Raw genomic sequence first — 26,918 nt, forward strand, 5'->3', positions numbered from 1 at the left:
CGCGGCGGCTCCCGGCCGGCGACTAGGTGCGCGCCGCCGAGGGCCGGCGGCGGCGCTCCGGACGGCCGTCGCGGTCAGGCCGGGCTGCGGACGAAGACCTCCTCGTCCCAGGACCCGTCGTCGGTCTCCAGCCGGATCACCAGTCGCTGCCCGTCGCAGCGGTAGGACCCGGCCGAGTTGCGCGGGGCGGAGGTGACGTCGACCTCGTGCCGGCCCACCCGCAGCAGGGCGACGAGGCCGGCCTGCACCCCGTCGCGTTGGGTGTACCGGCCGTCCTCGGCCGTCCACCGGTAGCTGACCGCGCCCCGGGCCACCCGCCGGACCCGCTGCCCGTTCAGCGTGCCCTCGGCCACGGCCAGGTCGTACAGGTCGGTCGCGGTGCCGTCCGCCCGGTACGCGGTGGCGTACCCGGTCGCCGAGTCGCTGGTCAGGTCCAGGTCCGCGCCCCGGCGCAGCCCGGCCAGGGTGCCCAGCACCGAGTCCGCCGCGACCGGCGCGTGGTACCGGCCGGTGGTGAGCCGCCACACCCCGACCAGGCAGGGGTCGCGCCCCGCCTCCGGCGCGGTGGCCGGCAGCCGGTACGTGGCCGCCACCCCACCGGCGACGGCGAGCAGCGCGAGCACCACCGCCCCCGACACCGCCCACCGCCGGTACGGCGGGCGCCCCACCACCGTCAGCGCGGCCGTCACCGCCGCGCCGAGCGCCGCGGCCAGGGTGGCGAACACCGGGGCGACGAGCAGGGCGTGCCCGAGCGCCCGGGTGACGGCGGCGCGGTGGACCAGGGCGGCGCAGCCCTGATCGCCTCCGGAGCAGGTCAGCAGCACCGTCGCGGCCAAGGCCGCCGGGGCCAGCACCAGACCTGCGGTGAGGGCGGCCAGGGTGGCGTGCCAGGTCGACAGACGGCTGCCGGCCACCGCCGCGACGGCGGCGGTCAGCTCGACCAGCGTGACCGGCAGCAGGGTGTGCCCGTCGACCAGTCCGCGCAGCGTCGCCGCCCCGAGCCCCGGGTCGCGGGAGGCGACGACGACGCCGAGCACCACCACCGGCAGCGCCAGCGCCCCGACGACGCCGGTCACCAGGCCGAGCCGGACCGCCCGACGGCGGGCGTGCGGAGTCGCGAGCGCCGGGAACAGCGCCGCGGCGAGTGGCAGCGCGAGCAGGTAGGGGGCCTGGTCGGCGAGGATCCGCACGTGCCAGCCGACGGCGTCGGCCAGCGTCAGGACGCTCACCTCGCCCGGGTGGCCCTCCCGTGCCGCGAGCACCAGCAGCATGTTCACCTCGGCGCCGATGGACCAGATGTGCAGCACCAGCAGCGAGCCGACGAACACGGCCGTCACGACCGTCGTCGCGGCCGCCGCGCCGGCCCAGGCCAGGCGGGTGCGATCCACGTCGACGCGGGGCAGCCGACGCAGCCAGACGCGCGCGCCCAGGGCGACCCAGCGGCCCAGCAGGGCGCCACCGGCGACGGCCAGCGCCGCCAGCACCGCCTGCACCCACCAGGTCGGCCGGTCGTCGGCGTACCCGGCGGACCAGGCGAGGCGCCGGCCGACGAGCAGGCCGAGCACCAGCGCCGCGCCGAACACACCCCCGCCGGCGGCCGGTCCGCCGTGCTCGCGCGCCCACCACGCCGACCGCCACAGCGCGCCGGTCAGCACCAGCGCCAGCGGCGCGCCCAGCAGCAGCCCGACCACGTACGCGTCGCCGGAAAAGCCGCCCCAGGGCAGCGGCAGGTGGTCGATCAGGCTGAACAGCGGCGGGGCGGCGATGCCGGCGGCCAGGCCCGCGCCGAGCGCCTCGACCGGCCGGGCCGTCACCAGCCGGCGGGGCCGGTCCAGCTCCTGCACCCGGGCCCGGCCCAGCGGGTGGAACCGGAACAGCGCGGCCAGCCGCGCCCGGCGTCCGGCCGGGGCCCGGTCACCGCCGAGCAGGGCCCGGGCCGTGGCCGCGTCGACGCCGGTGAGGCGGGCGTCGGCGGCGAACTCCCGGGCCCGCAGCACCGACCAGGTGGACACCTGCGCGACCAGGACGAACACCGCCAGCCGCCAGGCGTCGCCGGCCAACTGCCCGGCGTCGGCGTCGGCGAAGCGGACGACGAACGGGGCGAGCACGCCGAGCGGGAACGCCCACGCCAGCGCGATGGCCAGCCGGGTCAGGTCCACGTCGGCGTTGCGCAGGTGCGCCAGCTCGTGCAGGACGACGGTCCGGAACACCGCCGGGGCCGTCCGGTGGGCGTGCACCAGTCCCAGGTCCAGCCGCACGTACCGGGCCGGAGGCGTGCCGAAGGTGTTGCCGCTGACCCGCGCGGAACGGGAGACCAGGAACGTCGGCGCGCGCCGCAGTCCCGCCTCCCGGACCAGATTCGCCAGGTCCGCCCGCAGCGCCTCGGCGCCGGGCACCCGGTCGAGGCGGCGCAGCCCGCGCAGCCGACGCTCGACCCACGGCGCGGCGAGGTAGACCAGCGCGGTCACCGCCGCGAGCACCGCCAGACCGACGAGCATCTGGCGCAGCACGTCGGTGAGCACGGTGTCGACGCAGCGCCGCACCGCCTCGGCCGACCCGGCGTCGAGCGTCCCGGTCCGCACGTCCACCGCCGGTGGCAGGCCACGCAGTTCCTGGAGGCAGCCGGCCCGGTCACGCACGGCCTCCGGGTCGATGAGCACGTACCGCCAGCCGAACATGCTCGTCCCGACGACCGCGGTGACGGCGGCGACGAAGCGGCCCAGGGTGGCCGACGGCAACGGCGGCAGCGCCGTGCCGCGCGGCGGCTCACCCACCGTCGAGGTCCACGCCGAACCGCTCGACGAACGCGTCGCGCACCGCGCCGCGCAGCACCGCGACCTGGTCGTCGGTCAGCTCCCAGCGCGGATCGCGGGCGGCGGCGGTGACCGCCTCCTCGATGCGCAGCACCTGCCCCGGGCTCAGCCGCACCGGCGGCGCCGCGGGCAGTTCGCGCCGGCGGCGGGCCCGCCACCGGCGGCCCAGCGCGCGCAGCCGGCCGCGCACCGCGTCGGCGGCCTGCGCCTGCGCGGCGTCGCGCAGCACCGACAGGCCCACACCACACAACACCATGACGTACGGCAGCAGCGGCTCGACGACCTCCGGGAACCCGCTGCCGCCGGCCTCGCCGCCCCCCACCCGCACCAGCGCGCGCGGGTCCCGCCGCCAGCGCTGCGGCCGCCGTCGGTACGCCGGCCGCAGGAACGCCAGTAGCGGCTCCTCGTCCGGGGCGAGCGTCCGGATCGCGATCCGGACGAGGTCGTCCTCGACGTCACCGCCGGGGGAGTGCCTGATCGAGGTCATGCCGGTCCTGCCTCCCGGTGCGGTCGGGGCGCGGTCGCGCAGCCAGGGTAGGGGCCGCGCGCCACGGGCACGATCGGCAACCGGACAGTGCGGGAAGACGTCCTGTTGAGGCGCGGGTGCCGGACGCGGGCCCGTCCCGGCCGCAGCGATGACGGTCTATCGGGGCGGTGGTACGGTCGGCGGAGATGGCCAGCTTCTCGATCCTCGGCCCGCTCGACGTCACCGTGGCCGGTCGCCCGGTCACGCCGCGCAGCAGCAAGCAGCGTGCCGTCCTCGCGGTCCTGCTGGTCAACGCCAACCGGGTCACCCCGCTCGACCGGCTGCTCGGCGCGCTGTGGCGCGACGACGCGCCGGACACCGCCGTCGGTCAGGTGCAGACGCTGATCTGGCGGCTGCGCGGCGTGCTGGGCGAGGCGATCGGGACCCGCCCGGGTGGCTACCAGCTCAGCGTCGCCCCCGGCGAACTGGACGCCGAGGTCTTCGCCGGCACCGCTGCCGAGGCCGCCGAGCTGGCCCGGGCCGGCCGGCTGGCCGACGCGGCGGCCCGCTACGGCGACGCGCTGGCGCGGTGGCGGGGGCCCGTCCTGGCCGACGTGCGGCTGCCCGGCGACCCGCACGTCACCGGCTTCCACGCGGCCGTGGCGGAGCTGACCGAGCAGCGTCTCGCCGTGGAGCGGGACCGGGTGGACGTCGAGTTCGCCCTCGGCCGGCACGCCGAGCTGATCCCCGCGTTGCACCGTACGGTCGAGGTCGAGCCGCTGCGCGAGGAGCTGCGCGAACGGCTGATGCTGGCGCTGCACCGCAGTGGGCGGCGGGCCGAGGCGCTGGAGGTCTACCGGCAGGGCCGCCAGGTGATGGTCGCCGAGCTGGGCCTGGAGCCCGGACCGGCGCTGCAGCACCTGCACGCCCGGATCCTCGCCGGCGACCCGCTGCTCGACGGCGTCGACCCGGCCCCGGCGGCGGGCCCCGCCGCCGTCCCGGCCGCCCAACTGCCGATGGCCGCCGCGGACTTCGTCGGCCGGCACGACCTGGCCGCCGCGTTGGCCCGCCACCTCACCGCCGGGTCGGCCCCCGACGACGGTACGCCGAGCGGCGCGCCCCGGCCGGCCGCGCCCCGCATCGTCGCCGTCTCCGGCGCGGCCGGCAGCGGCAAGACCACCCTCGCCGTCCAGGTGGGACACCTGGTCCGGACGCACTTCCCGGACGGTCAGCTCTTCGTGGACCTGCGCGGCGGAGCGGACCCCCTCGACCCGGTCACCGTGCTGGGCCGGTTCCTGCACGCCCTCGGCGAGGAGCCCCGCGCCGTGCCGGCCGAGCTGGACGAGCGGGCCGCGCTGTTCCGGGCGCGCACCGCCGGGCGGCGGCTGCTGGTGGTGCTGGACAACGCCGCCGACGGCACCCGGCTGCGACCGTTGCTGCCGGCCGACCCGGGCTGCGCGGTGCTGGTCACCGCCCGCCGGCGGCTCACCACCCTGCCCGGGGCGCACCACGTCGACCTCGGGGTGTTCACCGCCGAGGCGGCCGTCGACCTGCTGCGGCACGCCATCGGCGCGCAGCGGGTCGAGGCGGAGCACGCGGACTGCCTGCGGGTCGCCGCGCGCTGCGGGTACCTGCCGTTGGCGATCCGCATCGCCGGCGCCCGGCTGGCCGCCCGTCCGCACTGGCCGGTGGGGCGGCTGGCCGACCAGCTCGCCGACGAGCGGGCCCGCCTCGACGTGCTGCGCACCGGTGACCTGGCGGTACGCTCCAGCCTCGCCACCAGCTACCAGGAGCTGGACCCGGTCGAGCGGCGGTTGTTGCGGCTGCTCGGGGTGGTCGACCTGCCCCGGGTGCCCGGCTGGGCCGGGGCGGCCCTGCTGGACCTGCCGTTGGCCGAGGCCGAGGAGCTGATGGAACGGCTGGTCGAGGCGCGGCTGGTCGACGCCGACCGGGGCGGGTACCGGCTGCACGACCTGGTCCGGGCGTACGCGGGGGAGCTGCGCGCCGACGACCGGCCGGCCGACGAGGGCCCGGCGGCGCTCGGCCGGCTGCTCGGCGGCTGGCTGACCCTGGCCGACGAGGCGTACCGGCGTACCAGCGGGGGTTTCCGGCGCGGCACGGGCGGCGCGGCCGCCCGCTGGTCGCGCTGGACGGCGGCCGACCTGGACGCCCTGCTCGCCGACGCGGTCGGCTGGTTCGAGACGTCGCGGGGCATGCTCACCGGCGCGGTGCGCCGGGCCGCCGCCGCCGGCCTGCACGAGCCGGCGTGGAACCTGGCGAACACCCTGGGCCGCTTCTTCGAGCTGCGCGAGCACCTGGACGACTGGGGCGCCACCGCCCGGGCCGCGCTGGACGCCTGCGCGACCGCCGGTGACGACCTCGGCCGGGCCTGGCTGCTGCGCTGCCTGGGCGAGCTGCACCTCAACGTGGACCGGCTCGACGACGCGCTGTCCTGCTTCGATCCGGCGCTGGCGCTGTTCGAGCGGCTCGGCGAGCGGCAGGGCCAGGCGCTGGTGCTGCGCGCCGCCGGCACCGCCCACCGGCTGCGCCACGACGACGCCGAGGCGATGGCCGCGCTGAGCCGGGCCAAGGCGATCACCGTGGAACTCGGGGACCGACCCGGCCAGGCCCAGGTCCTGTTCGGACTCGGCGCGGCGCACCGGGTGGCCGGCCGGCCGGGCCCCGCCGAGGCGGCGTTCCGGCAGGCGCTGGCGATCTTCCGGGAACTCGACGACCGGTTCGGCGTGGCGTACACCTCGACGAGCCTGGCCCTGGTGCTCGGCGGGCGGGGCGCCGACGCGGACGCGGCCCGACTGCTGCGCGGCGCCCTGGACCTCTGCCGTGACCTGGGTTACCGCCGTGGTGCGGCGATCTGCCTGGGCCACCTCGGTGACCTGCACCTGCGCGCCGGGGAGCACGAGCGGGCGGTGGCCGAGCTGACCGAGGCGGTCACCGGCAGCCGGGAGGTCGGCGACGGCATCGGCGAGCTGATCGCGCTGCGCCGCCTCGGCGTGGCGCTGCTCGCCCTCGGCCGGCTCCCGGCGGCCCGCTCCGCCCTGCGCTCGTGCCTGGCGCTGTGCCGCCGGTACGGCGAGGACGGCGAGCGGGACCGGGCCCTGCGCCTGCTCGGCGATGCCCGGGCCCGGGCCCTCACCGATGCCGCCGCACCCTCGCCCGACGCCGCCGCGCCCGGTCAGGACTGACGGAGAAAGTCGATCTTGACGGAGGCGAGGAACGGCTCGACGCTCACGCACTCCCAGCCGATGGGCTCCACGGCGTTGATGATCAGGTCGATCTCCCTGCGGATCTGCTTCATCGACACCCGGCGCCGGGTGTCGATGTCGAAGCCGGCGATGAACGTCAGGTCGCCCCGCTCGAAGGCCGTCCTGGCGTCCGAGACCAGCCTCTGCATGCGCCACGCGTGAATCAGTCCCATGTCGGCTCCTCTGTGGGGCGGATCGGTGTGGGTGCCCGTGGGTCCGGTCGGTGTGGGGCGGCGTGCGGGCACCGGGGTCGGCGTTCGTCTGCCGTCTTCGGATGGTATGGCCCTCCTTCGATGCTTGGGAAGCTCTTAATAGAACTATGTTCTAGAAGAACTCTTTATTTTGGACTAGGCTGGCGGCCATGGTGGAGACGGTGACGGCGGTTGTGACCGGCGCCAATCGCGGCATCGGGCTCGCGGTGGCCGCCGGGCTGGTGCGACGGGGCTGCCGGGTGGTGCTGGTGACCAGGAACCGGGCACGGGGCGAGCAGGCGATGTCGACGCTCGCGGCGTCCCCGCACCCGGCGGGTGGGTCGGCGGAGCTGGTGGTGGGCGACCTGTCGGCGATGTCGTCCGTTCGGGCCGTCGCGGCCGAGCTGGGCCGGCGCTGCGAGCGGATCGACGTGCTGGTGCACAACGCCGGTGTCTGGCCGACCCGGCTGGTCCGCACCGAGGACGGCTACGAGCAGTCGTTCGCCGTGAACCACCTGGCGCCGTTCCTGCTCAACCACCTGCTGGCGCAGCGGCTGGGTAGGGTGGTCCAGGTCAGCGCCGGGCTCTACGTCAAGGGCAGGGTGGACCCGGACCGGACGCCCTGGGGTGAGGACTTCCACCGGATGCGCACCTACTGCGACACCAAGTTGGCGAACCTGCTCACCGTGCCGCTGTTCGCGCGGCACTGGGCGGTCGCCGGGGTGACCATCGACGCGGTGCATCCCGGCGTGATCAGGACCGGGCTGGGGGATCCGGGGGGCGTGACCGGCCTGCTGCTCAAATTCGTCAAGCGCCGGTGGGCCGCCCCGGAGGTCGGCGCGGCCCCGGTGATCCGGCTGGCGTTCGACCCCGGGGAGGAGTCCGGCCGCTACTTCGACGGCGACCGGCCGGTGCCCCGCGCACCGGTGGCGGACGAACCGGTCCTGGCCCGCCGGCTGTGGGAGCAGGGGATGGCCCATGTCGCCTAAGCAGCAGCGGGGCGAGGCGACCGCGCAGCGGCTGCTGGACTCGGCGCTGGCGGTGTTCGAGGCGGCCGGCCAGCCCGGGTTCACCGTCCACGCGGTGACCGCCGCCAGCGGGGTCAGCCTGGGCAGCCTCTACCACCACTTCGGCAGCTTCGACGGGCTGGCCGCGGCGCTGTACTCGCAGTGCATGTCGGCGCTGTTCGACGACCTGATCGCGGCGCTGACCCGGGCCCGGACGGCGCGTACCGGTGTCCGCGCCATCGTGGTCGCCTACCTGCGCTTCACCGAGGAGAACCCGGCGGCGGCGCGCTTCATCCACGCCTCGGCCCACGCCGGCTACCTGGCCACCCACGCCGACCAGGTGGCGGCGGCCAAGGCGCCGCAGCTGGCGGCCGTCGCCGGCTGGCTGCGGCCCCGGATGGCGGCCGGCGAGATCGCCACCCTGCCGGAGCCGCTGGTCGAGATGCTGATGATCGGCCCGGTGGCCGAGACCTCCCGCCGGTGGCTCGCCGGCGTGCCGGGCATCGACATCCGGCAGGCCGCCCGCGTCCTGCCCGACCGGATCTGGCGCTCCCTCGCACCGGACTGACCGGCGCTGACCCGGGGACAGCCCGGCGAGGGCGTCCCGGGTGGCCCGGCCGGTCCAGTTCCGGCACGGGCTCGCCCCGGCGGAAGGCGGACGCGTGGACCCGAGGGCGAAGGCGGGCCGGTGCGTCTGCGGGGACGTGGCGGATGCGAGCGGGATGAGAGCGGACTGAGAGGACCGGTGACCCGCCGGCCGCGATGGTGGTCACCGAGCGCCACCGCTCGACCACCGTCCCAGGGGAGGCTCCACATGCCCGACAACACCACCGCAGCACCGCCGCCGGAGCGGCCCGGACTGTCCCGCCGCCGGTTCCTCGGCGGCGTCGGGGCGTCCGCGGCCGCGCTGACCGTCGGCTCGGTGCTCGGCACCGCCGAGTCCGCGTCCGCCGCCTACTACATGAAGTGGGGCGCGGTCGTCTCGCCCGGCGACGCCAGCAACAACATCGACTTCAACCGCAAGGTCGACATCCTGCGACGGATGCGGCCCCAGACCGCCCGGATCTCGATGTTCTGGGGCGACCCGTGGAACCGCCGGTTCAGCGACGCGCAGCTGGAGGCGCTGCGCGGCACCGGGCTCACCGAGATGATCATCCAGTCGTCGGAGGACCCGGACCCGAACCTGGCCCGCCACCAGCTCAACCTGATGCTGCCCTACATCGACGCCCACCCGAACACGCTCTTCGTCTGGGAACTGGGCAACGAGCCGGACTGGCACCTGCCGAACGACCCGTGGCTGGCCCGGTGGAAGCGGCTGGCCACCATCCGCGACAACAAGCCGGCCCAGGACCGGGGCAACCTGCTCTGGGCGATCAACATGCCGGCCGGCAGGTGGACCGGCGACGGCAGCGGCTTCACCTTCGGCACCTCCGGGCGGTACTTCGACGCGTTCGTCCGGGACACCGGCGACGGGCTCGGCGGCATGCTGTCCGGGCCGTACCAGCCGGACGTGGTGACCGTGCACTGCTACAGCTCCACGTACCTGACCCGGGGCGCGGACGGCGGCGGCGAGCGCAACCCGTACAAGATGATCGACTACGTACGGGGCTGGAACTCCCGGATCAGCATGAAGGTCACCGAGGCCGGCATCGACGGGGCGAAGTCCGACCGAGGGTACCGGTACGTCAACTTCGGTTCGTCGGTCGCCAACGAGACCGCCGGCCAGATCGACAGCGTCTGCTTCTACGGCATCCCGCCGGCCGAACGGCAGTACGGCATCTGGGAGACCGAGGCCAACCAGATCGGCACCCACCCATGAGGATCCGCGCCCTGCTCGCGGCGGCCACCGTCGCCGTCGCCACCCTCGCCCTGGCCCCCGCGCCCGCCTCGGCCCACACCGTCAGCGTGATCAACGGCTACACGGTCAACCTGCGCACCGGGCCCGGCACGTCGTACCCGTCGATCGGCACCGTCACCGGCGGGCAGCGCGTCGCGATCGCCTGCACCGTACGGGGGCAGAGCGTGACCGGCCCGTACGGCGCCACCGACGTCTGGGACTACCTGCACCTGGAGGGGTACGTGTCGGACGCCTTCCTCTACACCGGCACCTCCGGCGCGGTCGGCCCGCCCTGCGGCGGGTCGCAGCTGCACTGGGACGCCGCCTCGATGAACCTCGGGGTGGAGCAGCCCGGCACCCGCCGCCTCTACCACGAGCTCAAGGCCACCCCCGGCTGGAACCCGCGCGGCGGCGACCGGCACTTCGCCGGCATCTACGTCAACAAGCCCGGCGAGCACGGCGAGGGCCGGGCGCTGGACTACTGGATGGACGCCGACAACGCCACCGAACGGCAGATCGGCTGGTCCATCGCCAACCACCTGCGCGCCAACGCCGGCGCGTACGGCGTCCAGACGATCATCTGGAACGACAAGGTCTGGGTCTCCAGCAACCCCAACGCCGGCTGGCAGGAGTACGACGAGGTCGGCAACTGCGGCAGCACGAGCAAGACCTGCAAGCACAACGACCACGTCCACATCAGCCAGAACTGGGCCGGTGCGGTGCTCAAGACCTCCCACTGGATGTGACCCGATGACGCGACTCCTCGCGGCGGTCGCCGCCGCCACCCTCGGCCTGCTCACCCTCACCGCCGCCCCGGCCACGGCGGCCACCACCGCCCGCATCGACACCGGGGGCGGGGCGGCCAACCTCCGCTACGGCCCCGGCACCATGTACCACGTCACCGGCACGGCGGCGAACGGCTCCACCGTCACCGTCGTCTGCACCACCCGGTCCCAGACGGTCAACGGCCCGTACGGCTCGTCGACCATCTGGAACAAGCTCAGCAACGGCTCCTGGGTGGCCGACGCCATCACCTACACCGGGGTCAGCCACCCGGTGGAGGGGGAGTGCCCGGCCACGGGCCGCCGCCCGACCGGCGACGACTACCCGTACCGGGGCAACCCGAACATCGTCGACCGCTGGGCGATGTACTCCGGCCAGTGCACGTCCTTCGTGGCCTGGCGGATGGAGCAGCTGCAGGGCTACTTCCACAACAACGGCTGGCGGAACGGGATCGCCGGGCACTGGGGCAACGCCCACGAGTGGAACGACAACGCGGTCCGACTCGGGTACCGGGTGGACCGCACCCCGCGCGTCGGCGCCATCGCCCAGTTCGAGCCGTACGCCGGTGGCGCGTCCTCGCTCGGGCACGTCGCGTACATCGCCGGGGTGAGCGCCGACGGCACCACCGTGACCCTCCAGGAGTACAACTGGGCCACGCCCCTGGGCTGGGGCACCCGGACCGTCCCGATGAGCCAGATCAGCAACGTCATCCACTACGCCGCCGGCACCTGAGCCGGACGGGTGTGGCGGGGCCGAACGGGATCCGGCCCCGCCACACCGGGGCGCGGCGTCGGCGGTGCGACGGCTCCGCGGCAGCCGGGCGGGGGTCGGCTCAGGTGACCCGGGACGCCTCGCCCGGCATCCGCCGCCACGACCCCCGCTCGACGATGTCCCGCAGCCGGTCCATCGCGTCCCACACGTCGACGTAGCGGGTGTAGAGCGGCGCCGGCCCGAGCCGCAGCCGGTCCGGGGCACGGTAGTCGCCGACGACCCGGCCCTGCTCGGCCAGCGCCCGGGAGATCCGCAGCGCCTCGGGGTGGTGCAGCGAGACGTGCCCGCCGCGCCGCGCCGGGTCGCGCGGGGAGGCCACGGTGAAGCCGTACGGGGTGAGCCAGGCGTCGGCGAGCGCGACGATCAGCTCACCGAGGCGCCGGCCCTTCTCGCGTACCCGGTCGATGCCGGCCTCGGCGAGCACGTCCAGCGCCGGGTCCAGGGTCGCCATGGCCAGGATCGGCGGGGTGCCCACCTGGAACCGGTCCAGGTCCGGCACCGGGTCGTACCGGGGACCCATGAGGAACTGGTCGCGCTGGCCGAACCAGCCCTGGATCGGCTGGCGCAGCCGCGACTGCAACTCCTGCCGCACATAGAGGAAGGCGGGAGCGCCGGGGCCGCCGTTGAGGTACTTGTACGTGCAGCCCACCGCGAGGTCCGTCCCGGTGGCGGCCAGCTCCACCGGCACCGCCCCGACCGCGTGCGACAGGTCCCACAGCACCGTGGCCCCGACCTGCCGGGCGGCGGCGTTGACCTCGGCCATGTCCAGCAGCGCGCCGCACCGGTAGGAGACGGCGGAGAGCACCACCAGGGCGACGTCGTCGTCCAGCGCCGTCCGCAGGGTCGCCAGGTCCAGCCCTCGGTCGACGTCCGACGGCAGCATCCGCAGCGTCAGCCCGCGCGCCTCGGCCAGCCCCTGCAGGACGTACCGGTCGGTGGGGAAGTCCTCGGCGTCGACCAGGATCGTGCGCCGGTCCCCGGCGGCGTCCAGCGCCGCGGCGGCGAGCTTGTACAGGTTCACCGAGGTCGAGTCGGAGACGGCGACCTCGCCGGGACGCGCGCCGAGGGCGTGCCCGGCGAGCCGGTCGCCGATGCGCCGGGCCCACTCGATCCAGGTCGGCCAGCCGCGGATCAGCTGCTCGCCCCAGCCGTCGCGGACCAGCCGGTCCAGGTGCCCGGGCGTGGCGGCCGGCAGCCGTCCTAGCGAGTTGCCGTCCAGGTAGATCAGGTCCTCGTCGGCGATCACGAACCGGTCGCGCAGGCCGGCCAGCGGATCCGCGGCGTCCCACTCCTTGCACAGGTACCGAGGGAACTCGTCGGGCACGCGCCACTCCTCCGCCAGGCCGTCGCCGCCGGCCCCGGGGCGGGGACGGGCCCGTCCCAGGGTAGGCGGCGCGGCGGTGGCGGTGGCGGTGGCGGGGGCCGCCGGTGACGAGCGGCGTCCGGGCCGGGTCAGTTGTACGGCATGCGCGGGAACCAGCCGAAGCCGAAGATGGCCGGCACCCGCAGGTCCCAGTAGACGACGGTGAACACGCCCAGGGCGATGAGCAGCGCCCCGGTCACCACCGCGGCGCGACGGGGGTGCGCCATCCAGCGCAGGAACCCGCCCCGGGTGGCGAGCACCACCACCGCGAAGATCAGCGTCACGAGCAGCACGTTGCCCACCGACTGGAGGGTGAAGGCCGCCGCCCCGTACAGCGGGTTGCCGCTGTCGACCGCCCAGTGGAACAGCTTGTTGAACATCGGGTACGGCCGGCCGACGAGGAAGCCGCCGACCAGGGCGCCGAGGGTGACCACCCGCAGCGTGGGCCGTCCGGCGAAGATGTCGGGCAGCGTCCCGATCGCGGCCAGGCCGAGGTAGATCAGGGCGAGCCCGATCAGGCCGAACACCACCGACGACTGGATCAGGCGCACCGGCACCCCGTCCACCGTCTCGGTGGAGAGCTGCGGCAGGCGGTCGCCGAGCAGGACGCCGACGAAGCCGTACGTGGCCGCGACCGCCACCATGCCCAGGGTGAGCCAGCCGACCGGACGCAGCAGCGCGCGCAGCAGGCCGCGCCGGCTCTCCGCGGCGCCGACCTGGCTCATCGGACCGAACGACGCCGCCATCGCGATGTTGCAGGCGGTGAAGGTGCCGGCGAAGCCGGAGACGAAGGCGAACAGCAGGCCGGCCGCCGTCCCGCTGATCGCGGTGGCCTTGGCGTCGTGGCCCAGCACGGTGTTGGCGACGTTGTCCCCGATGACCTTGTCGACCAGTTCGAACGACCAGAGCACGGCCAGCAGGACGCCGGCCGCCGAGCTGAGCAGGATGATCCGGGCCCGGCGTGCCGGGGTGGGGGGTGCCGCCGGGTCGACCAGCGGTCGGGGGGCCTGGTGGAGTGCCATCATCGCCTCTTCCTGTGGCGGACGGCGCCGGTCGCCCGGCCGGCGGCCGGCGGGACCGCCACCCGTCCCGCGCCGTCGTCGGGCCCGCCGTCGTGGGGACCCCGCCCGGCCCCGGGTGTCGGTCCGTGACCGGGCGAGGGGTTGCCCTGATGATGCCGGCCGGCCGGTGCGGGCGCGTCTTCTCCCGTGCGCACCTCGGGCCGCGTGGACCCGGCGGGCGTCGACCGTCGCCGTCGCTGGTCGGCGGTGCCGGCCGTACCGTACGGTGCTCGCCGTGACCGCAGACGATCACCGTCCGACCGGCCCTGTCGCCGTGCTCGCCAACCCCACCGCCGGCCGGGGCCGGCACCGTGGCCTGCTGCCCCGGCTGTTGGAGCGCCTCGGCGAGGCCGGCCGGCCGGTGCGGCTGCTGTCCGCGGACACCCCGGACGAGGCGGAGGCGGCATGCCACGCCGCGGTCGCCGCCGGGGCCGCCGCGCTGGTCGCCGTCGGCGGTGACGGCACGGTGCACCGGGCGTTGCAGGCCGTCGCCGGTACGACGGTGCCGTTCGGTCCGGTGCCGGCGGGCACCGGCAACGACTTCGCGGTCGACACCGGGTTCCCGGCCGACCCGCTGGCCGCCGCCGGGGTGATCGCCGCGGCGTTGCGCGACGGGCGCAGCCGGCCGGTCGACCTGGCCCGGATGACCGGCCCGGACGGCGCCGACCGCTGGTACGGCGCGGTGCTCGCGGCCGGCTTCGACGCGATCGTCAACGAGCGGGCCAACCGGATGCGCTGGCCGCGCGGCCCCCGCCGGTACGACCTGGCGATCCTGGTCGAGCTGGCCCGGCTGCGTCCGCGCCGGTACACGCTGCGCCTGGACGGGCAGGAGCAGCGCCTCGACGCGGTGCTGGTGGCGGTGGGCAACTGCGCCAGCTACGGCGGCGGGATGCGGATCTGCCCCGACGCGGACCCGCACGACGGGCTGCTGGACGTGGTGGTCGGTGGCCGGTTCGACCGGCACACCCTGATGCGGGTCAAGCCGCGCATCTACCAGGGCACCCACGTACGGCACCCGCTGGTGCGCAGCTTCCGGGCCCGGACGGTGGAGCTGGCTGCCGAGGGCATCACCACCTACGCCGACGGGGAGCGGGCGCTGGACCTGCCGGTGCGGATCACCGCCGTGCCGCAGGCGGTGCGGCTGCTGCGCTGAGCTGCCCGTCGGGTCCGGGCGCCACCGGCGCGTCCGGGTCGGCCACCCGGTCGGCGGGGCGTGGCGCGGCGGCCCGGACCGCGCCGATGCTGGCGGTGACGACGAGGCCGATGGCCAGTACCTCCACCGCGTGCAGCGCCTGGTCGAGCACGAGCCAGCCGGCGAGGGCGGCGATCGCCGGGCCCAGGCTCATCAGCACGGCGAAGGTGGCGGTGGGCAGCCGGCGCAGCGCCAGCAGCTCGAGCGTGTACGGCAGCACCGAGGCGAGCAGGGCCAGCCCCGCGCCGAGGCCGAGCACGGCGGGGTGCCACAGCCGGCCGCCGGCGTCGACCAGCCCGACCGGCAGGGTGACCAGCGCGGCCACGGTGAGGGCGAGGGCCAGCCCGTCGGCGTTCGGGAACCGGCCGCCGACCCGGGCCGAGCAGACGATGTACGCCGCCCACATCGCCCCGGCCACCAGGGCGAGCCCGGCGCCGAGCGGGTCGAGCCGGTCGAAGCCGCCCTGGCCGAGCAGGGCCACCCCGGCCAGGGCGAGGCCGGCCCAGCACCAGGCGGCCAGCCGGCGCGCGGTGAGCACGGACAGCGTCAGCGGGCCGAGCACCTCCAGGGTGACCGCCGGGCCGAGCGGGATCCGCTCGATGGCCTGGTAGAAGATCGAGTTCATCCCGGCCAGGGCCAGCCCGAACGCCAGCACCGAGACCCAGGCGGCCCGGTCGTGCCCGCGCAGCCGGGGCCGGCACGCCGCCAGCATCAGCAGCGCGCCGATGGCCAGCCGCAGCGTGACCGTGCCGGCCACCCCGGCGCGCGGGAAGAGCAGCGCGGCGACGGCCGAGCCGAACTGCACCGACAGCGCCCCGCCGAGCACCAGCCCGACCGCGGCGGCCCGTCCGGAGCCGGGGCGCGCGGACGCGCCGGTGCTGCTCGCGGCGGCGGAGGACAGGGGCTCGGTCATGACGGTGACGCTATGACCTGCGCGCGCGGCACGGACACCCAGGTCCACCGGTGGCGCCGGCCCGCGCGCCCGGGCCCCTCCGGACGGCGCGGGGGAGCGGATCGGACGGCGGGTCCGGACCGCACGGCCGGGCCGCTCAGGGGGACGTCGGGTGCCGACGCGCGCCGGCGATCCGGTCCAGCCACTCGGCGAGCAGGGCCCGCTCGGCGTCGGTGAGGTCGCCCGTCACCTGCGCCAGCGCGGCCCGCAGCGCGACCGCGTGCCGGACCGGCCGGTCGGTTGGACGTAGGGCGCGGGCGGCCGGGCTGTCCGCGCAGACGGCCGCGACGACCGCCTCCCGGGTGGCCTCGGACAGCGCCGGGTCACCGCCCTGGATCAGGGTCAGGGTCACCCCGCAGCTGGCCGCGTGCGTCATCTCCGCGGCCCGCTCGACGTCGACGCGCAGCCGGCCGGCCTCGGCGACGCGGACGACGAGCTGGCGGAAGATGTCGGCGGCCACCCGGGCGGCGGTGGGGCGTACGCCCGGGCGGGGGTCGCCGTACATGAGGGTGTGGAAGGCGGGATTGGCGACGCCGAATCCGACGTGCATGTCCCAGCCGCGGCGCAGGTCGTCCACCGGGTCGTCGGCGGGCTCCCGCGCCGCCTGGGCGTGCAGGTACGCCGCGAAGCCGTAGCTGGCCGCCGCGTCGAGCAGCCCGCGCATGTCGCCGAACTGGCGGTAGATGGCCGGGGCCTGCACCCCGGCGGCCCGGCTCACCGCGCGGGTGGAGACGGCCTCCCGGCCACCCTCGGCGAGCAGCGCGGCGGCGGCCCGCACGATCCGGTCCCGGGCGGACGTCTCGGTCACGACAGCGACGATAACCTCCCGGTGTTAGCGGCGTGTGCCAACGCGAATATCAAGATCGTGTTAGCGGTGCTACCCGCTGGTCAGCGGGGCAGGGCCAGGTCGAGCACCGCGCCGAGGCCGTTGTCGCGCCCCGGCTCGGCGCAGGGCAGCACCAGCACGGCGCAGCCGGCGTTGACCGCGCCCGCGTCGGCCGGCGTGTCACCCACCATCAGCGCCCGCTCCGGGTCGACGCCGAGCATCCCGCAGGCGCGCAGGAAGATCCCCGGATCCGGCTTGCAGCGCCCCACCTCGTACGACAGGGCGTACGCGTCGACCAGGTCGGCCAGGCCCCAGGCGGCCAGCAGCGGCCGGATGTCGAAGCCGATGTTGCTGACCACCGCCACCTTCACTCCGCCCCCGCGCAGCGCCCGCAGCGTCGCCGCCACCTGCGGGTACACCACCCAGCCGTCGGGGACGAGCAGCCGGTCGTAGAGCGCGTCGGCGAGGCCCTCGATCCCGGTGTCCACCGTCTCCGCCAGCCCGGTGTACGCCCCCCGGTGCGCGTGCTCGTACAGGTCCCGGTCGGCCCAGAGCTCGGCCAGCCGGGGCGGGACCCGCGCCGGCAGCGGCCCGCCGGCCCGCCCGGCGGTGACCAGCCGGTCGGCGAGCGCGGTGGCCCGCATCCGCTCCAGCGTCACCCCGCAGGCCGCGGCGGCGTGCCGCACCCACTCGTGCGGCTCCTCCACCTGGGCCAGGGTCCCGTGGAAGTCGAACAGCACCGCCTCGACGGGGCGGCGGGGCGGGCCCGGGCGGACGGCGTCGTCGGCGCCGCTCGGGGTTCGGGGCGGTTCGGCATGATCCGGCACGTCGTGCACCCTACCGACCGCCTCCGACCGCCCTGCCGGTTGGCCTTGCCGGGTGCCCGTCGGTGGCACGCACTAATCTTGGAGGCATGTCGAGCCCCGCCGAGCGGTACGCCGCGGCGCGCCGCCGGGCCGCGCAGGCCTCTCAGTTCCCGGCCCTGGACGAGTTCGCCCGCGACCTGGGATTCGACCTCGACGACTTCCAGCGTGAGGCGTGCCAGTCCCTGGAGCGCGGCAGCGGCGTGCTGGTCTGCGCCCCCACCGGCGCGGGCAAGACCGTGGTCGGTGAGTTCGCGGTGCACCTGGCCCTGCGCGGGGCGCCGCCGGCCGGCCGGTCACCGGCGCGCGAGGTCGCCCCCGACACGGGCGACGAGGTGGTCCCGGCCGGCGGCGGGGAGGCCGCGCCGTCCCCGGCCGCCGGCATCCGGCGCAAGTGCTTCTACACCACCCCGATCAAGGCGCTGTCCAATCAGAAGTACCACGACCTGGTCGACCGGTACGGCGCCGAGCAGGTCGGCCTGCTCACCGGCGACAACGCGATCAACGGCGACGCGCCGGTGGTGGTGATGACCACCGAGGTGCTGCGCAACATGCTCTACGCCGGCTCCAGCACCCTGGAGGGCCTGGCCTACGTGGTGATGGACGAGGTGCACTACCTCGCCGACCGGTTCCGTGGCGGGGTCTGGGAAGAGGTGATCATCCACCTGCCCGCCTCGGTCACCCTGGTCTCCCTGTCGGCCACCGTCTCCAACGCCGAGGAGTTCGCCGACTGGCTGGTGACCGTCCGGGGCGAGACCGCGGTGGTGGTCAGCGAGCACCGGCCGGTGCCGCTGTGGCAGCACATGCTGGTCGGCAAGCGGATGTTCGACCTGTTCCACGACGCCGACGCCGCCCGCAAGCACGACGTGCACCCGGAGCTGCTGCGCTACACCCGCGACACGATGCGCCGGCTGGAGCTGGGCGAGGGGCGCAGCGCCGGCCCCGGCGCCGGGCGACGCGGTCCCCGCTGGCGTGGCCCGATGCGCCCGGACATCGTCGACCGGCTCGACCGCGAGGGGCTGCTTCCGGCGATCCTGTTCATCTTCAGCCGGGCCGGCTGCGCCGCCGCCGTGCAGCAGTGCCTCGCCGCCGGGCTGCGGCTCACCTCCCCCGAGGAGCGCGCCGAGATCCGCCGGGTCGTCGAGTCCCGGGTCACCGCCATCCCCGGCGAGGACCTGACCGTCCTCGGCTACTGGGAGTGGCTCGACGGGCTGGAGCGCGGTCTGGCCGCCCACCACGCCGGCATGCTCCCGGTGTTCAAGGAGGTCGTCGAGGAGCTGTTCGTCCGCGGCCTGGTCAAGGCGGTCTTCGCCACCGAGACCCTGGCGCTGGGCATCAACATGCCGGCCCGCTGCGTCGTGCTGGAGCGTCTGGTCAAGTTCAACGGGGAGGCGCACGTCGACCTCACCCCGGGCGAGTACACCCAGCTCACCGGCCGGGCCGGGCGCCGCGGCATCGACGTCGAGGGGCACGCGGTGGTGGTCTGGTCCCCGGAGACCGACCCGCGCCACGTCGCCGGCCTCGCCTCCACCCGCACCTATCCGCTGCGCTCCAGCTTCCGGCCGTCGTACAACATGGCGGTCAACCTGGTCGGCACGGTCGGCGTGGAGCCCGCCCGGGCGCTGCTGGAGTCGTCGTTCGCCCAGTTCCAGGCGGACCGGTCGGTGGTCGGCCTGGCCCGGCAGGTGCAGCGCAACACCGAGACCATCGAGGCGTACGGCGCGGAGGCGGCCTGCCACCACGGCGACTTCGACGAGTACTTCGCGCTGCGGGTGGCCATCGCCGACCGGGAGCGCGCCCTGGCCCGGCAGGGGCAGTCGCAGCGCAAGGCGGCGGCGGTGGCCTCGCTGGAGCGGCTGCGCGTCGGCGACGTGATCCGGGTGCCGTCGGGCCGTCGGGCCGGGCTCGCCGTCGTGCTCGACCCGGCCACCGGCGGCTTCGGCGAGCCTCGCCCGCTGGTGCTCACCCAGGATCGTTGGGCCGGGCGGGTCAGCCCGGGCGACTTCACCACCCCCGCCGAGGTGCTGGCCCGCATCCGGGTGCCGAAGCACTTCAACCACCGTTCCCCGGCGGCCCGCCGGGACCTGGCGGCCGAGGTCAGCGGCACCGGCCTGGACCGGCACGGCGGCCGCCGCGGTGGCCGGTCCCGGCAGGCAGCCGGTGAGGACCACCGGATCAGCCAGCTCCGCACCGAGCTGCGCCGGCACCCCTGCCACGCCTGCGCCGACCGGGAGGAGCACGCCCGCTGGGCCGAGCGGCGCCGCCGGCTGGAGAAGGACACCGAGGAGCTGCGCCAGCGCGTCGCCGGGCGCACCGGCTCCCTCGCCCGTACCTTCGACCGGATCGTGGCGCTGCTCACCGCGCGCGGCTACCTCTCCGCCGACGGCGGGGTGACCGACGCCGGCCGGATGCTCGGCCGGATCTGGACCGAGGCGGACCTGCTGGTCGCCGAGTGCCTGCGCCGGGGGGTCTGGGACGGGCTCTCCCCGGCCGAGCTGGCCGCCGCGGTCTCCGTGGTGGTCTTCGAGGCCCGGCGGGACCTCGACGAGCGCGCCTCGCTGCCACGCGGCCCGGTCGCCGACGCGGTCGAGGAGACGCTCAAGCTCTGGAGCGAGATCGAGTCCGACGAGGCGAACCGTGGCCTGGCGGTGACCCGGGAGCCGGACTTCGGCTTCGCCTGGCCGATCTACCGCTGGGCGCGGGGCGAGGCGCTGGCCAAGGTGCTCGCCAGCGGTCACCAGATCGACGGCGAGATGCCCGCCGGTGACTTCGTCCGCTGGGCGCGGCAGGTCGTCGACCTGCTCGGTCAGCTCGCCGACTCCGGAGGCGCGTCGACCGAGCTGCGGGCCACCGCCCGGCAGGCCATCGCGGCGGTCAACCGGGGCGTGCTGGCGTACCACACCTCCGCCTGATCGGTCACTGTCAGTCATCGCCGTCCGGCGAATCGACGCATCGCACGGTCACCGCAACAGCACCCCCCGAAGTGCCCAGGGGGTGCTGTTGCGGCTGCTGGAGGCACCCGTGATCATTGCTCCGGCGCTTGTGTTACGCGTCGGTAATGACTGGGGGGAAGAGCCGCCGTGGCGGAGATCAATCACTTTGAGTACGGGTGGATCACACCCGCGTTGAGCTACGCGTTGTCCGTGCTGGGCTCGGCCCTCGGGCTGGTCTGCGCCGGCCGGATCCGCACCGCGGCCACCGGGGGGCAGCGCGCCTGGTGGGGTCTGCTCGCCGCCTGGGCGATCGGCGGCACCGCCATCTGGGCGATGCACTTCATGGCGATGCTCGGCTTCGCCGTGCAGGGCACCCGCATCCGGTACGACGTGCCGCTCACCGCGGCCAGCACCGGCATCGCGGTGGCCGCGGTCGGCATCGGCCTGTTCATCGTCGGCACCGGCCGGCTCAACGCCCTGCGGCTGATCGCCGGTGGCCTCTTCACCGGGGCGGGTGTGGCCGCGATGCACTACACCGGCATGGCCGCGATGCGGCTCGACGGCGACCTCGGCTACGACTCCACCCGGGTCGCGCTCTCCGTGCTCATCGCCGTCGTCGCCGCCACCGTGGCGCTCTGGCTGGCCATGACCGTCCGCCGGGGACTCGCCATCGCCGCCTCCGCGCTGCTGATGGGCGTCGCCGTCAACGGCATGCACTTCACCGGCATGAGCGCGCTGTCGGTGCACCTGCACGATCGGCCCGGTGACGTCGCGGGCACCAGCGTCAGCTCCCTGCTGGTCCCGATCGTCCTGGCGGTGATCCTGGTGATCGTCGGCCTCGTCTACGCGCTGCTCGCCGCGCCCACCGAGGACGACCGCGCCGCGGTGGCGTACCTGGCCGCTCGGCAGAGCGCGGAGCCGCCCGCGCCGGCCGCCGCGCCGGAGCCGGCCGCGGACCCGGTCGGGCTGCGCGCCCGGTCGACCCTGGGTCAGCCCGGCACCCCGTTCCCGTCCCGCCGGCAGCCGCCGCGCTGACGTCCGCCGGGCCGGCCAACGGTCGACCATGACGGGGCGGCGGTGCGCGGGTGGTCCGCCGCCGCCGTCATGACCGTCGCGGGCTCAGCGCAGGAAGCGGAACAGCTCGCCGTCCGGGTCCAGCGGGCGCGGTGACCCGGTCAGCCGGTGGACGCCGACGGAGAAGAGCACGTCGGGCGGGGCGTGGAAGGCGCGCTCCCGCAGGCCCGCCTCCCGCAGCCACCGCCGCAGCGTCGGGGTGCGGTCGGGCGCGGCGCGGCTGCGCGTCCAGAGCACGGTGGCCCCGGGCGCGCAGAGCTGGGGAAGGGCGTGCACCGTGCGGCGCACGTCGGAGTCGGAGATGTTGCCGAAGACCCCGACCATGAGCACCAGGTCGGCGGGGACGGCGTCGACGTAGGAGGAGAGCTTCCCGGCGTCGGCGCACCGCACCGTCACGTCGGGCAGGCCGGCGGCGGCCGCGCGGGCGGCGGCGACGTTGCGGTGGTCGTACTCCAGCAGGGTGGCCCGCACACGGGCGGCGTCGTCCCGCCCGGTGAGCGCCCCGATCAGGTCGTGGCCCTGCCCGGCGCAGGCGCTCACCACGGTCAGCGCCTCGCCGGGGCGCGCGTCGAGCCACCGCCCGATCTCCCGCCGGACCAGCGCCAACCTCCGGGACAGCGGGGACGCGGGATCGGCGTAGTCGCGGTGCCACGCCTGCCAGTCGGTCGTCACGGCGAGCCCCCGATCTCGTCCGGCCGGCGGCGACCCCGCCGGCCCACCCTCGGCCGGACCTGGCGGCGCCGTTCGGCCCGCGCGTGGCCGGGCCGGGCGGTGGCGTCCGGCCCGCCGTGGCCCAAGCGGCGACCCGGTTGGGTCCGTTCGTGGCCGGACCCGGCGAACCGGCCGGGCCGTGCCCGACGCTCAGCCACGGTCGGCGAGGGCGTCCACCAGCCGCCGGCAGGAGCCGGCCAGGTTCCACCGCTGCGCCAGCGCGAGCAGCCGGTCACCGTCCACCGGGGCCGTCGGCAGCGCGGTGGCCAGTTCCGGCAGGGGCACGTCGGTGGCGACCCGCACCACCTTCGGCGCGACGGCCAGGTAGTCGCGGGCGGCGTCGAGCTTGGTGCGCAGCCCCGGCGCGAAACCGGAGTCGGGCGCGTCCAGCGCGGCGAGGATGCCGTCGAGGCCGCCGTAGCGCGTGATGAGCCGGGCGGCGGTCTTCTCACCGACGCCCGGCACGCCGGGCAGGCCGTCGCTCGGGTCGCCACGCAGCGCCGCGAAGTCGGCGTACCGGTCGGCGGGCACGCCGTAGCGGGCCCGCACCGCCGCGTCGTCGCAGTCCTCCAGCTTGGCCACCCCCCGGCCGACGTAGAGCAGCCGTACCGGGCGGGCGTCGTCGACGAGCTGGAACAGGTCCCGGTCGCCGGAGACCACCTCCACCGGGGCGGGCTGGGTCACCGCGAGGGTGCCGAGCACGTCGTCGGCCTCGTAGCCGGTGGCGCCGATCGCCCGGATGCCGATCGCGTCGAGCACCTCCAGGATCACCGGCACCTGGGGCGACAGGGTGTCCGGCACCTCCTCGCCGCCCTCCGGCGCGACCCGGTGCGCCTTGTACGACGGCAGCAGTTCCACCCGCCACGCCGGCCGCCAGTCGTGGTCCAGCGCGCAGACCATCCGGTCGGGCCGGCGGGTACGGATCAACTGGGCGAGCATGTCGAGGAAGCCGCGTACGGCGTTGACCGGCTGGCCGTCCTCGGCCCGCGCCGCCGACTCGGGGACGCCGAAGTAGGCCCGGAAGTAGAGACTCGGAGCGTCGATCAGCAGGATCGGAGGTCGGTGTGCCACGCCCGACAGCCTGGCACAGCCCCCCGACGACGTGGGGGACGCCGGTCGGCCGGGGTCAGCGGCGCTCGGGGTCGGTGTAGAGCGCCTCGCGGCGGGCGACCCGCTGCACCGCGTAGCTGGTGACCAGCAGCGCGATCGCCACCACCACCTCCAGCCAGGCCAGCGCGCCGTCGGCGACGGTCAGGCCGAGCAGGAGCAGCACCAGCCCTGCCACGGCGAGGATGCCCGCCCAGAGCAGCCGTCGTTGGCGTGCCGCCGCCCGGTCCTGTGCCACCGCGTCCGCCTCTCGTCGCCCCTGTGACCAGGCTATCCGCGCCCGGCGGCCGGCGGGCCGACAACGGCGCAGCGGCGCGGCGAGCCCGTCGACGGTGCGCCGGTGGATCGGACCTGCCGCGCGGGGCCGTCCCCGGCGACCGGGCGCGAACGAGGTGTCGCCGGCCCGGGCCCCCGGGGAGACTGGCCGGTATGCCGTTCCTGCCCGGACTGACCCTGAGCCGCCGCTTCCACGACGAGGTCGTCGCCCCGCTGCTGGCGCGCCGCCTGCCGGGCCTGCGGTACGCGGCGGGGCTGCTCGACGGCGGGTCGGAGCTGCTCGGCCTGGACACCCCGCGTTCCACCGATCACGACTGGGGGCCGCGGGTGCAGCTCTTCGTCGCCGACTCCGCCGCGGTCGGGCCGGTGCGGGCCGTGCTGGAGGAGCTGCCGGCGGCGTTCCTGGGCTGGCCCACCCGGTTCGCCGGCGGCCCCGACGTCCGCCTCGGCGTGGTGCGCCCGGACGGCGACCGGCACGGCGTGGGCGTGTACGACCTGTCGGGCTGGCTGCGTGGCCGGCTCGGCGTCGACCCGGCCGACGGACTCGACGTCGACGACTGGCTGTCGGTGCCGACCCAGCGGCTGGCCGAGCTGACCGGCGGCGCGGTCTTCCACGACGGACTGGCCGGGGCGCTCACCCGTACCCGGGACCGGCTGGCGTGGTATCCGGACGACGTCTGGCGGTACGTGCTGGCCGCCGCCTGGACCCGGGTGAGCCAGGCCGAGCACCTGCCCGGCCGGTGCGCCGAGGTCGGTGACGAGCTGGGCAGTCGGGTGGTGGCTGCCGGCGTCGCCCACGACCTGATGCGCCTCGGGCTGCTGTTGCACCGCCGCTGGCCCCCGTACGACAAGTGGCTGGGCACCCTGTTCGCGCGGTTGCCCGGTGCGGCGCCGCTGGTCGTGGCGCTGTCGGCGGCCTTCGGGCCCGGCGGCTGGCCCGACCGGCAGGCGGGGCTGGCCCGCGCCCTGGAGACCGTCGCGGGCTGGACCAACGACACCGGGCTCGGCACGCCGGTCGACCCCCGGGTGCGGCCCTTTCACGACCGGCCCTTCCTGGTGCTAGACGCCGGCCGGTGCGCCGCCGCGCTGCGGGCCGGGATCGGTGACCCGGCGCTGCGGGCGCGTCCGCCGGTGGGCGCGGTCGACCAGTACGTGCACAGCGTCGATGTGCTCACCCGTGCCGACCGGGCCCGGCGGGTGGCGGCGGCCGTGCTGCCGGGCACGCCGGTCAGCCCACCGGCGTCGCCCGCCTGACCGGCTCGTCGGCGTCCAGGTCGGTGAGGTCGCGCAGCCGCCGGACGGGGGAGCGGAACAGCACCAGGGGCGCGAGCAGCGTCGCCCCGGCGAAGACGACCAGCGTGGCCCGCGCGCCGACCAGCCCGGCGAGCGTGCCGGCGGCCAGCCCGCCGACGGGGATGGCGCCCCAGGAGACGAAGCGGACCGTGGCCATCACCCGGGAGAGCAGCTCCGGCGGGCTCGCGGTCTGCCGGTACGTCCGGGTGGTGACGCTGAGCACCACCACGCCACCGGCGAAGACCACGTTCCCGGCGGCGAACGCCAGGTACGCCGGCCAGCCCGCGCCGAGCGGGACGGCGGCGGCGCCGAGCACCGCGACGCCGCAGCCGACCAGCACCGACCGGGCGCTGCCCCACCGGCCGGTGATCCACGGTGTCAGCGCGGCGCCCACCAGCGATCCGACGCCCTCGACCGCGAGCAGGACGCCGACCAGGGCGGCCGGGGCGTGCAGCTCGCGGACCAGGTACAGCGGGTAGACGGCCAGCTGCGCGCCGCAGACGAAGTTCACCGCGGTGGCGGCCCACATGGTCGGGCCCATGATCCGGTGCCGGGTGACGTACCGCCAGCCCTCGGCGATCATCCGCCGTACCGGGGGCCAGCGGTCGGGGGCGTCGGAGCGGCGGGCGGGCAGCGAGCGCAGCAGCACCGCCGAGACGAGGTAGCTGGCGGCGTCGACCAGCATCGTCGGCACCGCGCCGAGCGCCTGCACGGCGAGGCCGCCCAGGGACGGGCCGCTGAGCTGGGTGACCGCGTGCGTGGCGGAGGTGAGGCTGTTGCGGGAGTGCAACTGGTCGCGGCTGACGATGGCCGGCAGGAAGGTGGAGTTCGCGACGTCGAACAGGACGTTGGCGAAGCTGACCACCAGGGCCACCACGACGAGCTGGGCGACGGTCAGCCGGCCGGCCCACCAGGCCAGCGGGATGGAGGCGACCGCCGCCGCCCGGGCCAGGTCGGCGCCGACCTGCGCGCCGCGCAGCGGCAGCCGCTGCACGATCACCCCGGCGGGCAGCCCGATCACCAGCCACGCCACGTAGCTGGCGGCGGCGACGAGCCCCATCTCGAAGGCGGACGCGTCCAGCACGGTCAGCGCCGTCAACGGCAGCGCCACCGCGCCGACCGCCGACCCGACCTGGCTGGTCGTGCCGGCGGCCCACCAGCGCCAGAACACCCCGGCCCCTTGCCTGACGGTCATGCCGTCGACCCCCGTCCCCGAACCGGTGAGTTCCAATCTGGAACGGACTATAGTCCATGGCGTGAAGCGCGCGGACCTGCCCGACGCCGACTGCGGCATCGCCCAGGCCCTCGGCGTGCTCGGGGACTGGTGGACGTTCCTGATCGTCCGCGACGTCGCCGGCGGCACCACCCGTTTCGACGCCCTCCAGCGGGCGCTCGGCGTGAGTCGCCGGGCGCTGACCGAACGGCTCGGCGCGCTCGTCGCGCACGGCGTGCTGCGCCGCGAGGCGTACTCCCGGCACCCGCCCCGCTACGACTACCTGCTCACCGGCAAGGGCGAGGCGCTGCTGCCGGTGCTGGTCGCCCTGCAGGACTGGGGGACCCGGCACGTGATGGGCGACGGCGCGCTCACCGCGACCGCCGCCGCCGACTCCCCGGAGGCCCACCGCGCGCACGCCCTCGTCGGCCGCCGGCTGCCCCCGGTCACCCTCACCCGGCACGACGGCGGCGAGGACTCGCCGGCCGTGCCCGGCGAGTGGACCGTGCTCTACCTCTTCCCGGGGGCGTTCGCCCCCGACACCCAGGGCCTCCCGCCCGGCTGGGGGGAGATCCCCGGCGCCGTCGGCTGCACGCTCGAATCCCGCACGTACGCCGACCGGCACGACCGCTTCCGGGCCGCCGGTGCCGAGGTACGGGGCATCAGCACCCAGCGCCCCGACCAGCTCGCCGCGTTCGCCGCCCACGCCCGGCTGCCGTACCCGCTCCTGTCCGACCAGGACGGGCGGCTCGCCGCCGGGCTGCTGCTGCCCACCTTCCGGGCCGGCGGCGTGGCCCGCCTCAAGCGGCTCACCCTGCTGGTCGACCCCGACGCGGTGGTCCGCGCCGTGCAGTTCCCGGTCACCGACCCGGCCGGCGCGGTCGACGAGATGCTCGACCTGGTACGCGAGCGCGCCGGGTGAG

23 protein-coding genes are annotated in these 26,918 nt (G+C 75.9%); 11 read left to right on the top strand and 12 right to left on the bottom strand.

What is annotated here, in order from left to right; genetic code table 11:
- Positions 1–74: 74 nt before the first annotated feature.
- Entirely contained in the window at positions 75–2,774 is a 2,700-nt protein-coding gene (locus GA0070614_RS00515; protein ID WP_088974127.1) for a M48 family metalloprotease, read from the bottom strand.
- Positions 2,767–3,300 (bottom strand): hypothetical protein, encoded by a 534-nt coding sequence (locus tag GA0070614_RS00520; RefSeq protein WP_088974128.1) that lies wholly within the window; start codon positions 3,298–3,300, stop codon positions 2,767–2,769. Before GA0070614_RS00520 ends, GA0070614_RS00515 begins: the two co-directional genes overlap by 8 nt.
- 185 nt (positions 3,301–3,485) lie before the next feature.
- Between GA0070614_RS00520 and GA0070614_RS00525 the strand changes: the two genes are divergently transcribed.
- Positions 3,486–6,482, top strand: a complete 2,997-nt coding sequence (locus tag GA0070614_RS00525) for an AfsR/SARP family transcriptional regulator (protein ID WP_157744848.1) — start codon at positions 3,486–3,488, stop codon at positions 6,480–6,482.
- Here the strand turns inward: GA0070614_RS00525 and GA0070614_RS00530 are convergent.
- A complete protein-coding gene (locus GA0070614_RS00530; RefSeq protein ID WP_088974130.1) occupies positions 6,473–6,715 on the bottom strand; it encodes a hypothetical protein in 243 nt (80 codons plus the stop codon). The genes GA0070614_RS00525 and GA0070614_RS00530 overlap by 10 nt on opposite strands.
- A gap of 188 nt (positions 6,716–6,903) precedes the next feature.
- On the opposite strand from GA0070614_RS00530, the gene GA0070614_RS00535 reads away from it, so the two are divergent.
- The 5 genes from GA0070614_RS00535 to GA0070614_RS00555 all read left to right on the top strand — a co-directional run bounded on the left by GA0070614_RS00535 (position 6,904) and on the right by GA0070614_RS00555 (position 11,092).
- Positions 6,904–7,722, top strand: coding sequence for an SDR family NAD(P)-dependent oxidoreductase (locus GA0070614_RS00535; protein WP_088974131.1), 819 nt, complete (start codon positions 6,904–6,906; stop codon positions 7,720–7,722).
- Entirely contained in the window at positions 7,712–8,308 is a 597-nt protein-coding gene (locus GA0070614_RS00540) for a TetR/AcrR family transcriptional regulator (RefSeq protein WP_088974132.1), read from the top strand. The genes GA0070614_RS00535 and GA0070614_RS00540 overlap by 11 nt, the downstream gene beginning before the upstream one ends.
- A gap of 246 nt (positions 8,309–8,554) precedes the next feature.
- Positions 8,555–9,559, top strand: coding sequence for a twin-arginine translocation signal domain-containing protein (locus GA0070614_RS00545; protein ID WP_088974133.1), 1,005 nt, complete (start codon positions 8,555–8,557; stop codon positions 9,557–9,559).
- A complete protein-coding gene (locus GA0070614_RS00550; protein ID WP_088974134.1) occupies positions 9,556–10,323 on the top strand; it encodes a hypothetical protein in 768 nt (255 codons plus the stop codon). The genes GA0070614_RS00545 and GA0070614_RS00550 overlap by 4 nt, the downstream gene beginning before the upstream one ends.
- A 4-nt stretch (positions 10,324–10,327) precedes the next feature.
- Positions 10,328–11,092 carry a CHAP domain-containing protein gene (locus GA0070614_RS00555; RefSeq protein ID WP_088974135.1) on the top strand — a complete coding sequence of 255 codons (765 nt, stop codon included), beginning with the start codon at positions 10,328–10,330 and terminating at the stop codon, positions 11,090–11,092.
- A 100-nt stretch (positions 11,093–11,192) separates the two neighbouring features.
- Here GA0070614_RS00555 and kynU read toward each other — a convergent pair whose 3' ends face one another.
- Both kynU and GA0070614_RS00565 read right to left on the bottom strand, forming a co-directional pair.
- A complete protein-coding gene (kynU, locus tag GA0070614_RS00560) occupies positions 11,193–12,455 on the bottom strand; it encodes a kynureninase (RefSeq protein WP_088974136.1) in 1,263 nt (420 codons plus the stop codon).
- Between the two features lie 128 nt (positions 12,456–12,583).
- Positions 12,584–13,519, bottom strand: a complete 936-nt coding sequence (locus GA0070614_RS00565) for a hypothetical protein (protein ID WP_231933457.1) — start codon at positions 13,517–13,519, stop codon at positions 12,584–12,586.
- 262 nt (positions 13,520–13,781) lie between these two features.
- Between GA0070614_RS00565 and GA0070614_RS00570 the strand changes: the two genes are divergently transcribed.
- Positions 13,782–14,708: a diacylglycerol kinase gene (locus tag GA0070614_RS00570; RefSeq protein WP_088974137.1), complete on the top strand. Its 927-nt coding sequence runs from the start codon at positions 13,782–13,784 to the stop codon at positions 14,706–14,708.
- Here GA0070614_RS00570 and GA0070614_RS00575 read toward each other — a convergent pair.
- The 3 genes from GA0070614_RS00575 to GA0070614_RS00585 all read right to left on the bottom strand — a co-directional run bounded on the left by GA0070614_RS00575 (position 14,671) and on the right by GA0070614_RS00585 (position 17,352).
- The gene (locus tag GA0070614_RS00575) at positions 14,671–15,660 is read right to left on the bottom strand and encodes an EamA family transporter (protein ID WP_088974138.1); all 990 of its coding nucleotides are present in this window, start codon (positions 15,658–15,660) and stop codon (positions 14,671–14,673) included. The genes GA0070614_RS00570 and GA0070614_RS00575 overlap by 38 nt on opposite strands.
- Positions 15,661–15,796: 136 nt before the next feature.
- Positions 15,797–16,507, bottom strand: coding sequence for a TetR/AcrR family transcriptional regulator (locus GA0070614_RS00580; RefSeq protein ID WP_197701387.1), 711 nt, complete (start codon positions 16,505–16,507; stop codon positions 15,797–15,799).
- Between the two features lie 80 nt (positions 16,508–16,587).
- Positions 16,588–17,352, bottom strand: coding sequence for an HAD family hydrolase (locus GA0070614_RS00585; protein WP_408630723.1), 765 nt, complete (start codon positions 17,350–17,352; stop codon positions 16,588–16,590).
- 86 nt (positions 17,353–17,438) lie between these two features.
- On the opposite strand from GA0070614_RS00585, the gene GA0070614_RS00590 reads away from it, so the two are divergent.
- Both GA0070614_RS00590 and GA0070614_RS00595 read left to right on the top strand, forming a co-directional pair.
- Positions 17,439–20,300, top strand: coding sequence for a DEAD/DEAH box helicase (locus GA0070614_RS00590; RefSeq protein WP_088974140.1), 2,862 nt, complete (start codon positions 17,439–17,441; stop codon positions 20,298–20,300).
- A gap of 168 nt (positions 20,301–20,468) precedes the next feature.
- The gene (locus GA0070614_RS00595; protein ID WP_088974141.1) at positions 20,469–21,356 is read left to right on the top strand and encodes an MHYT domain-containing protein; all 888 of its coding nucleotides are present in this window, start codon (positions 20,469–20,471) and stop codon (positions 21,354–21,356) included.
- Positions 21,357–21,440: 84 nt separating this feature from the next.
- Here GA0070614_RS00595 and GA0070614_RS00600 read toward each other — a convergent pair whose 3' ends face one another.
- From GA0070614_RS00600 to GA0070614_RS00610, 3 genes are all read right to left on the bottom strand, one after another.
- Positions 21,441–22,067 carry an SAM-dependent methyltransferase gene (locus GA0070614_RS00600; protein ID WP_088974142.1) on the bottom strand — a complete coding sequence of 209 codons (627 nt, stop codon included), beginning with the start codon at positions 22,065–22,067 and terminating at the stop codon, positions 21,441–21,443.
- A 189-nt stretch (positions 22,068–22,256) separates the two neighbouring features.
- Positions 22,257–23,177, bottom strand: a complete 921-nt coding sequence (locus tag GA0070614_RS00605; protein WP_088974143.1) for a 5'-3' exonuclease — start codon at positions 23,175–23,177, stop codon at positions 22,257–22,259.
- Between the two features lie 55 nt (positions 23,178–23,232).
- Positions 23,233–23,451 (bottom strand): hypothetical protein, encoded by a 219-nt coding sequence (locus GA0070614_RS00610; protein ID WP_088974144.1) that lies wholly within the window; start codon positions 23,449–23,451, stop codon positions 23,233–23,235.
- 191 nt (positions 23,452–23,642) lie between these two features.
- Here GA0070614_RS00610 and GA0070614_RS00615 point away from each other — a divergent pair, with 191 nt between their 5' ends.
- Positions 23,643–24,743 carry a DUF4037 domain-containing protein gene (locus GA0070614_RS00615; protein WP_088974145.1) on the top strand — a complete coding sequence of 367 codons (1,101 nt, stop codon included), beginning with the start codon at positions 23,643–23,645 and terminating at the stop codon, positions 24,741–24,743.
- On the opposite strand, the gene GA0070614_RS00620 is transcribed toward GA0070614_RS00615, so the two are convergent.
- Entirely contained in the window at positions 24,718–25,977 is a 1,260-nt protein-coding gene (locus tag GA0070614_RS00620; protein ID WP_088974146.1) for an MFS transporter, read from the bottom strand. The two genes, GA0070614_RS00615 and GA0070614_RS00620, sit on opposite strands and share 26 nt — an antisense overlap.
- A 61-nt stretch (positions 25,978–26,038) precedes the next feature.
- Here GA0070614_RS00620 and GA0070614_RS00625 point away from each other — a divergent pair, with 61 nt between their 5' ends.
- The gene (locus tag GA0070614_RS00625; RefSeq protein WP_088974147.1) at positions 26,039–26,917 is read left to right on the top strand and encodes a winged helix-turn-helix transcriptional regulator; all 879 of its coding nucleotides are present in this window, start codon (positions 26,039–26,041) and stop codon (positions 26,915–26,917) included.
- Position 26,918: the final 1 nt, after the last annotated feature.

This window comes from Micromonospora coxensis, assembly GCF_900090295.1.
In the GTDB taxonomy this organism is placed as follows: Bacteria; Actinomycetota; Actinomycetes; order Mycobacteriales; family Micromonosporaceae; genus Micromonospora; species Micromonospora coxensis.

What these genes read in the sequence shown, in the direction of transcription:
- GA0070614_RS00520 (WP_088974128.1), bottom strand. Translation starts at nt 3,300, where the DNA reads ATGACCTCGATCAGGCACTCCCCCGGCGGTGACGTCGAGGACGACCTC.
- GA0070614_RS00525 (WP_157744848.1), top strand. Translation starts at nt 3,486, where the DNA reads ATGGCCAGCTTCTCGATCCTCGGCCCGCTCGACGTCACCGTGGCCGGT.
- GA0070614_RS00530 (WP_088974130.1), bottom strand. Translation starts at nt 6,715, where the DNA reads ATGGGACTGATTCACGCGTGGCGCATGCAGAGGCTGGTCTCGGACGCC.
- GA0070614_RS00535 (WP_088974131.1), top strand. Translation starts at nt 6,904, where the DNA reads ATGGTGGAGACGGTGACGGCGGTTGTGACCGGCGCCAATCGCGGCATC.
- GA0070614_RS00540 (WP_088974132.1), top strand. Translation starts at nt 7,712, where the DNA reads ATGTCGCCTAAGCAGCAGCGGGGCGAGGCGACCGCGCAGCGGCTGCTG.
- GA0070614_RS00545 (WP_088974133.1), top strand. Translation starts at nt 8,555, where the DNA reads ATGCCCGACAACACCACCGCAGCACCGCCGCCGGAGCGGCCCGGACTG.
- GA0070614_RS00550 (WP_088974134.1), top strand. Translation starts at nt 9,556, where the DNA reads ATGAGGATCCGCGCCCTGCTCGCGGCGGCCACCGTCGCCGTCGCCACC.
- GA0070614_RS00555 (WP_088974135.1), top strand. Translation starts at nt 10,328, where the DNA reads ATGACGCGACTCCTCGCGGCGGTCGCCGCCGCCACCCTCGGCCTGCTC.
- GA0070614_RS00565 (WP_231933457.1), bottom strand. Translation starts at nt 13,519, where the DNA reads ATGATGGCACTCCACCAGGCCCCCCGACCGCTGGTCGACCCGGCGGCA.
- GA0070614_RS00575 (WP_088974138.1), bottom strand. Translation starts at nt 15,660, where the DNA reads ATGACCGAGCCCCTGTCCTCCGCCGCCGCGAGCAGCACCGGCGCGTCC.
- GA0070614_RS00590 (WP_088974140.1), top strand. Translation starts at nt 17,439, where the DNA reads ATGTCGAGCCCCGCCGAGCGGTACGCCGCGGCGCGCCGCCGGGCCGCG.
- GA0070614_RS00615 (WP_088974145.1), top strand. Translation starts at nt 23,643, where the DNA reads ATGCCGTTCCTGCCCGGACTGACCCTGAGCCGCCGCTTCCACGACGAG.
- GA0070614_RS00620 (WP_088974146.1), bottom strand. Translation starts at nt 25,977, where the DNA reads ATGACCGTCAGGCAAGGGGCCGGGGTGTTCTGGCGCTGGTGGGCCGCC.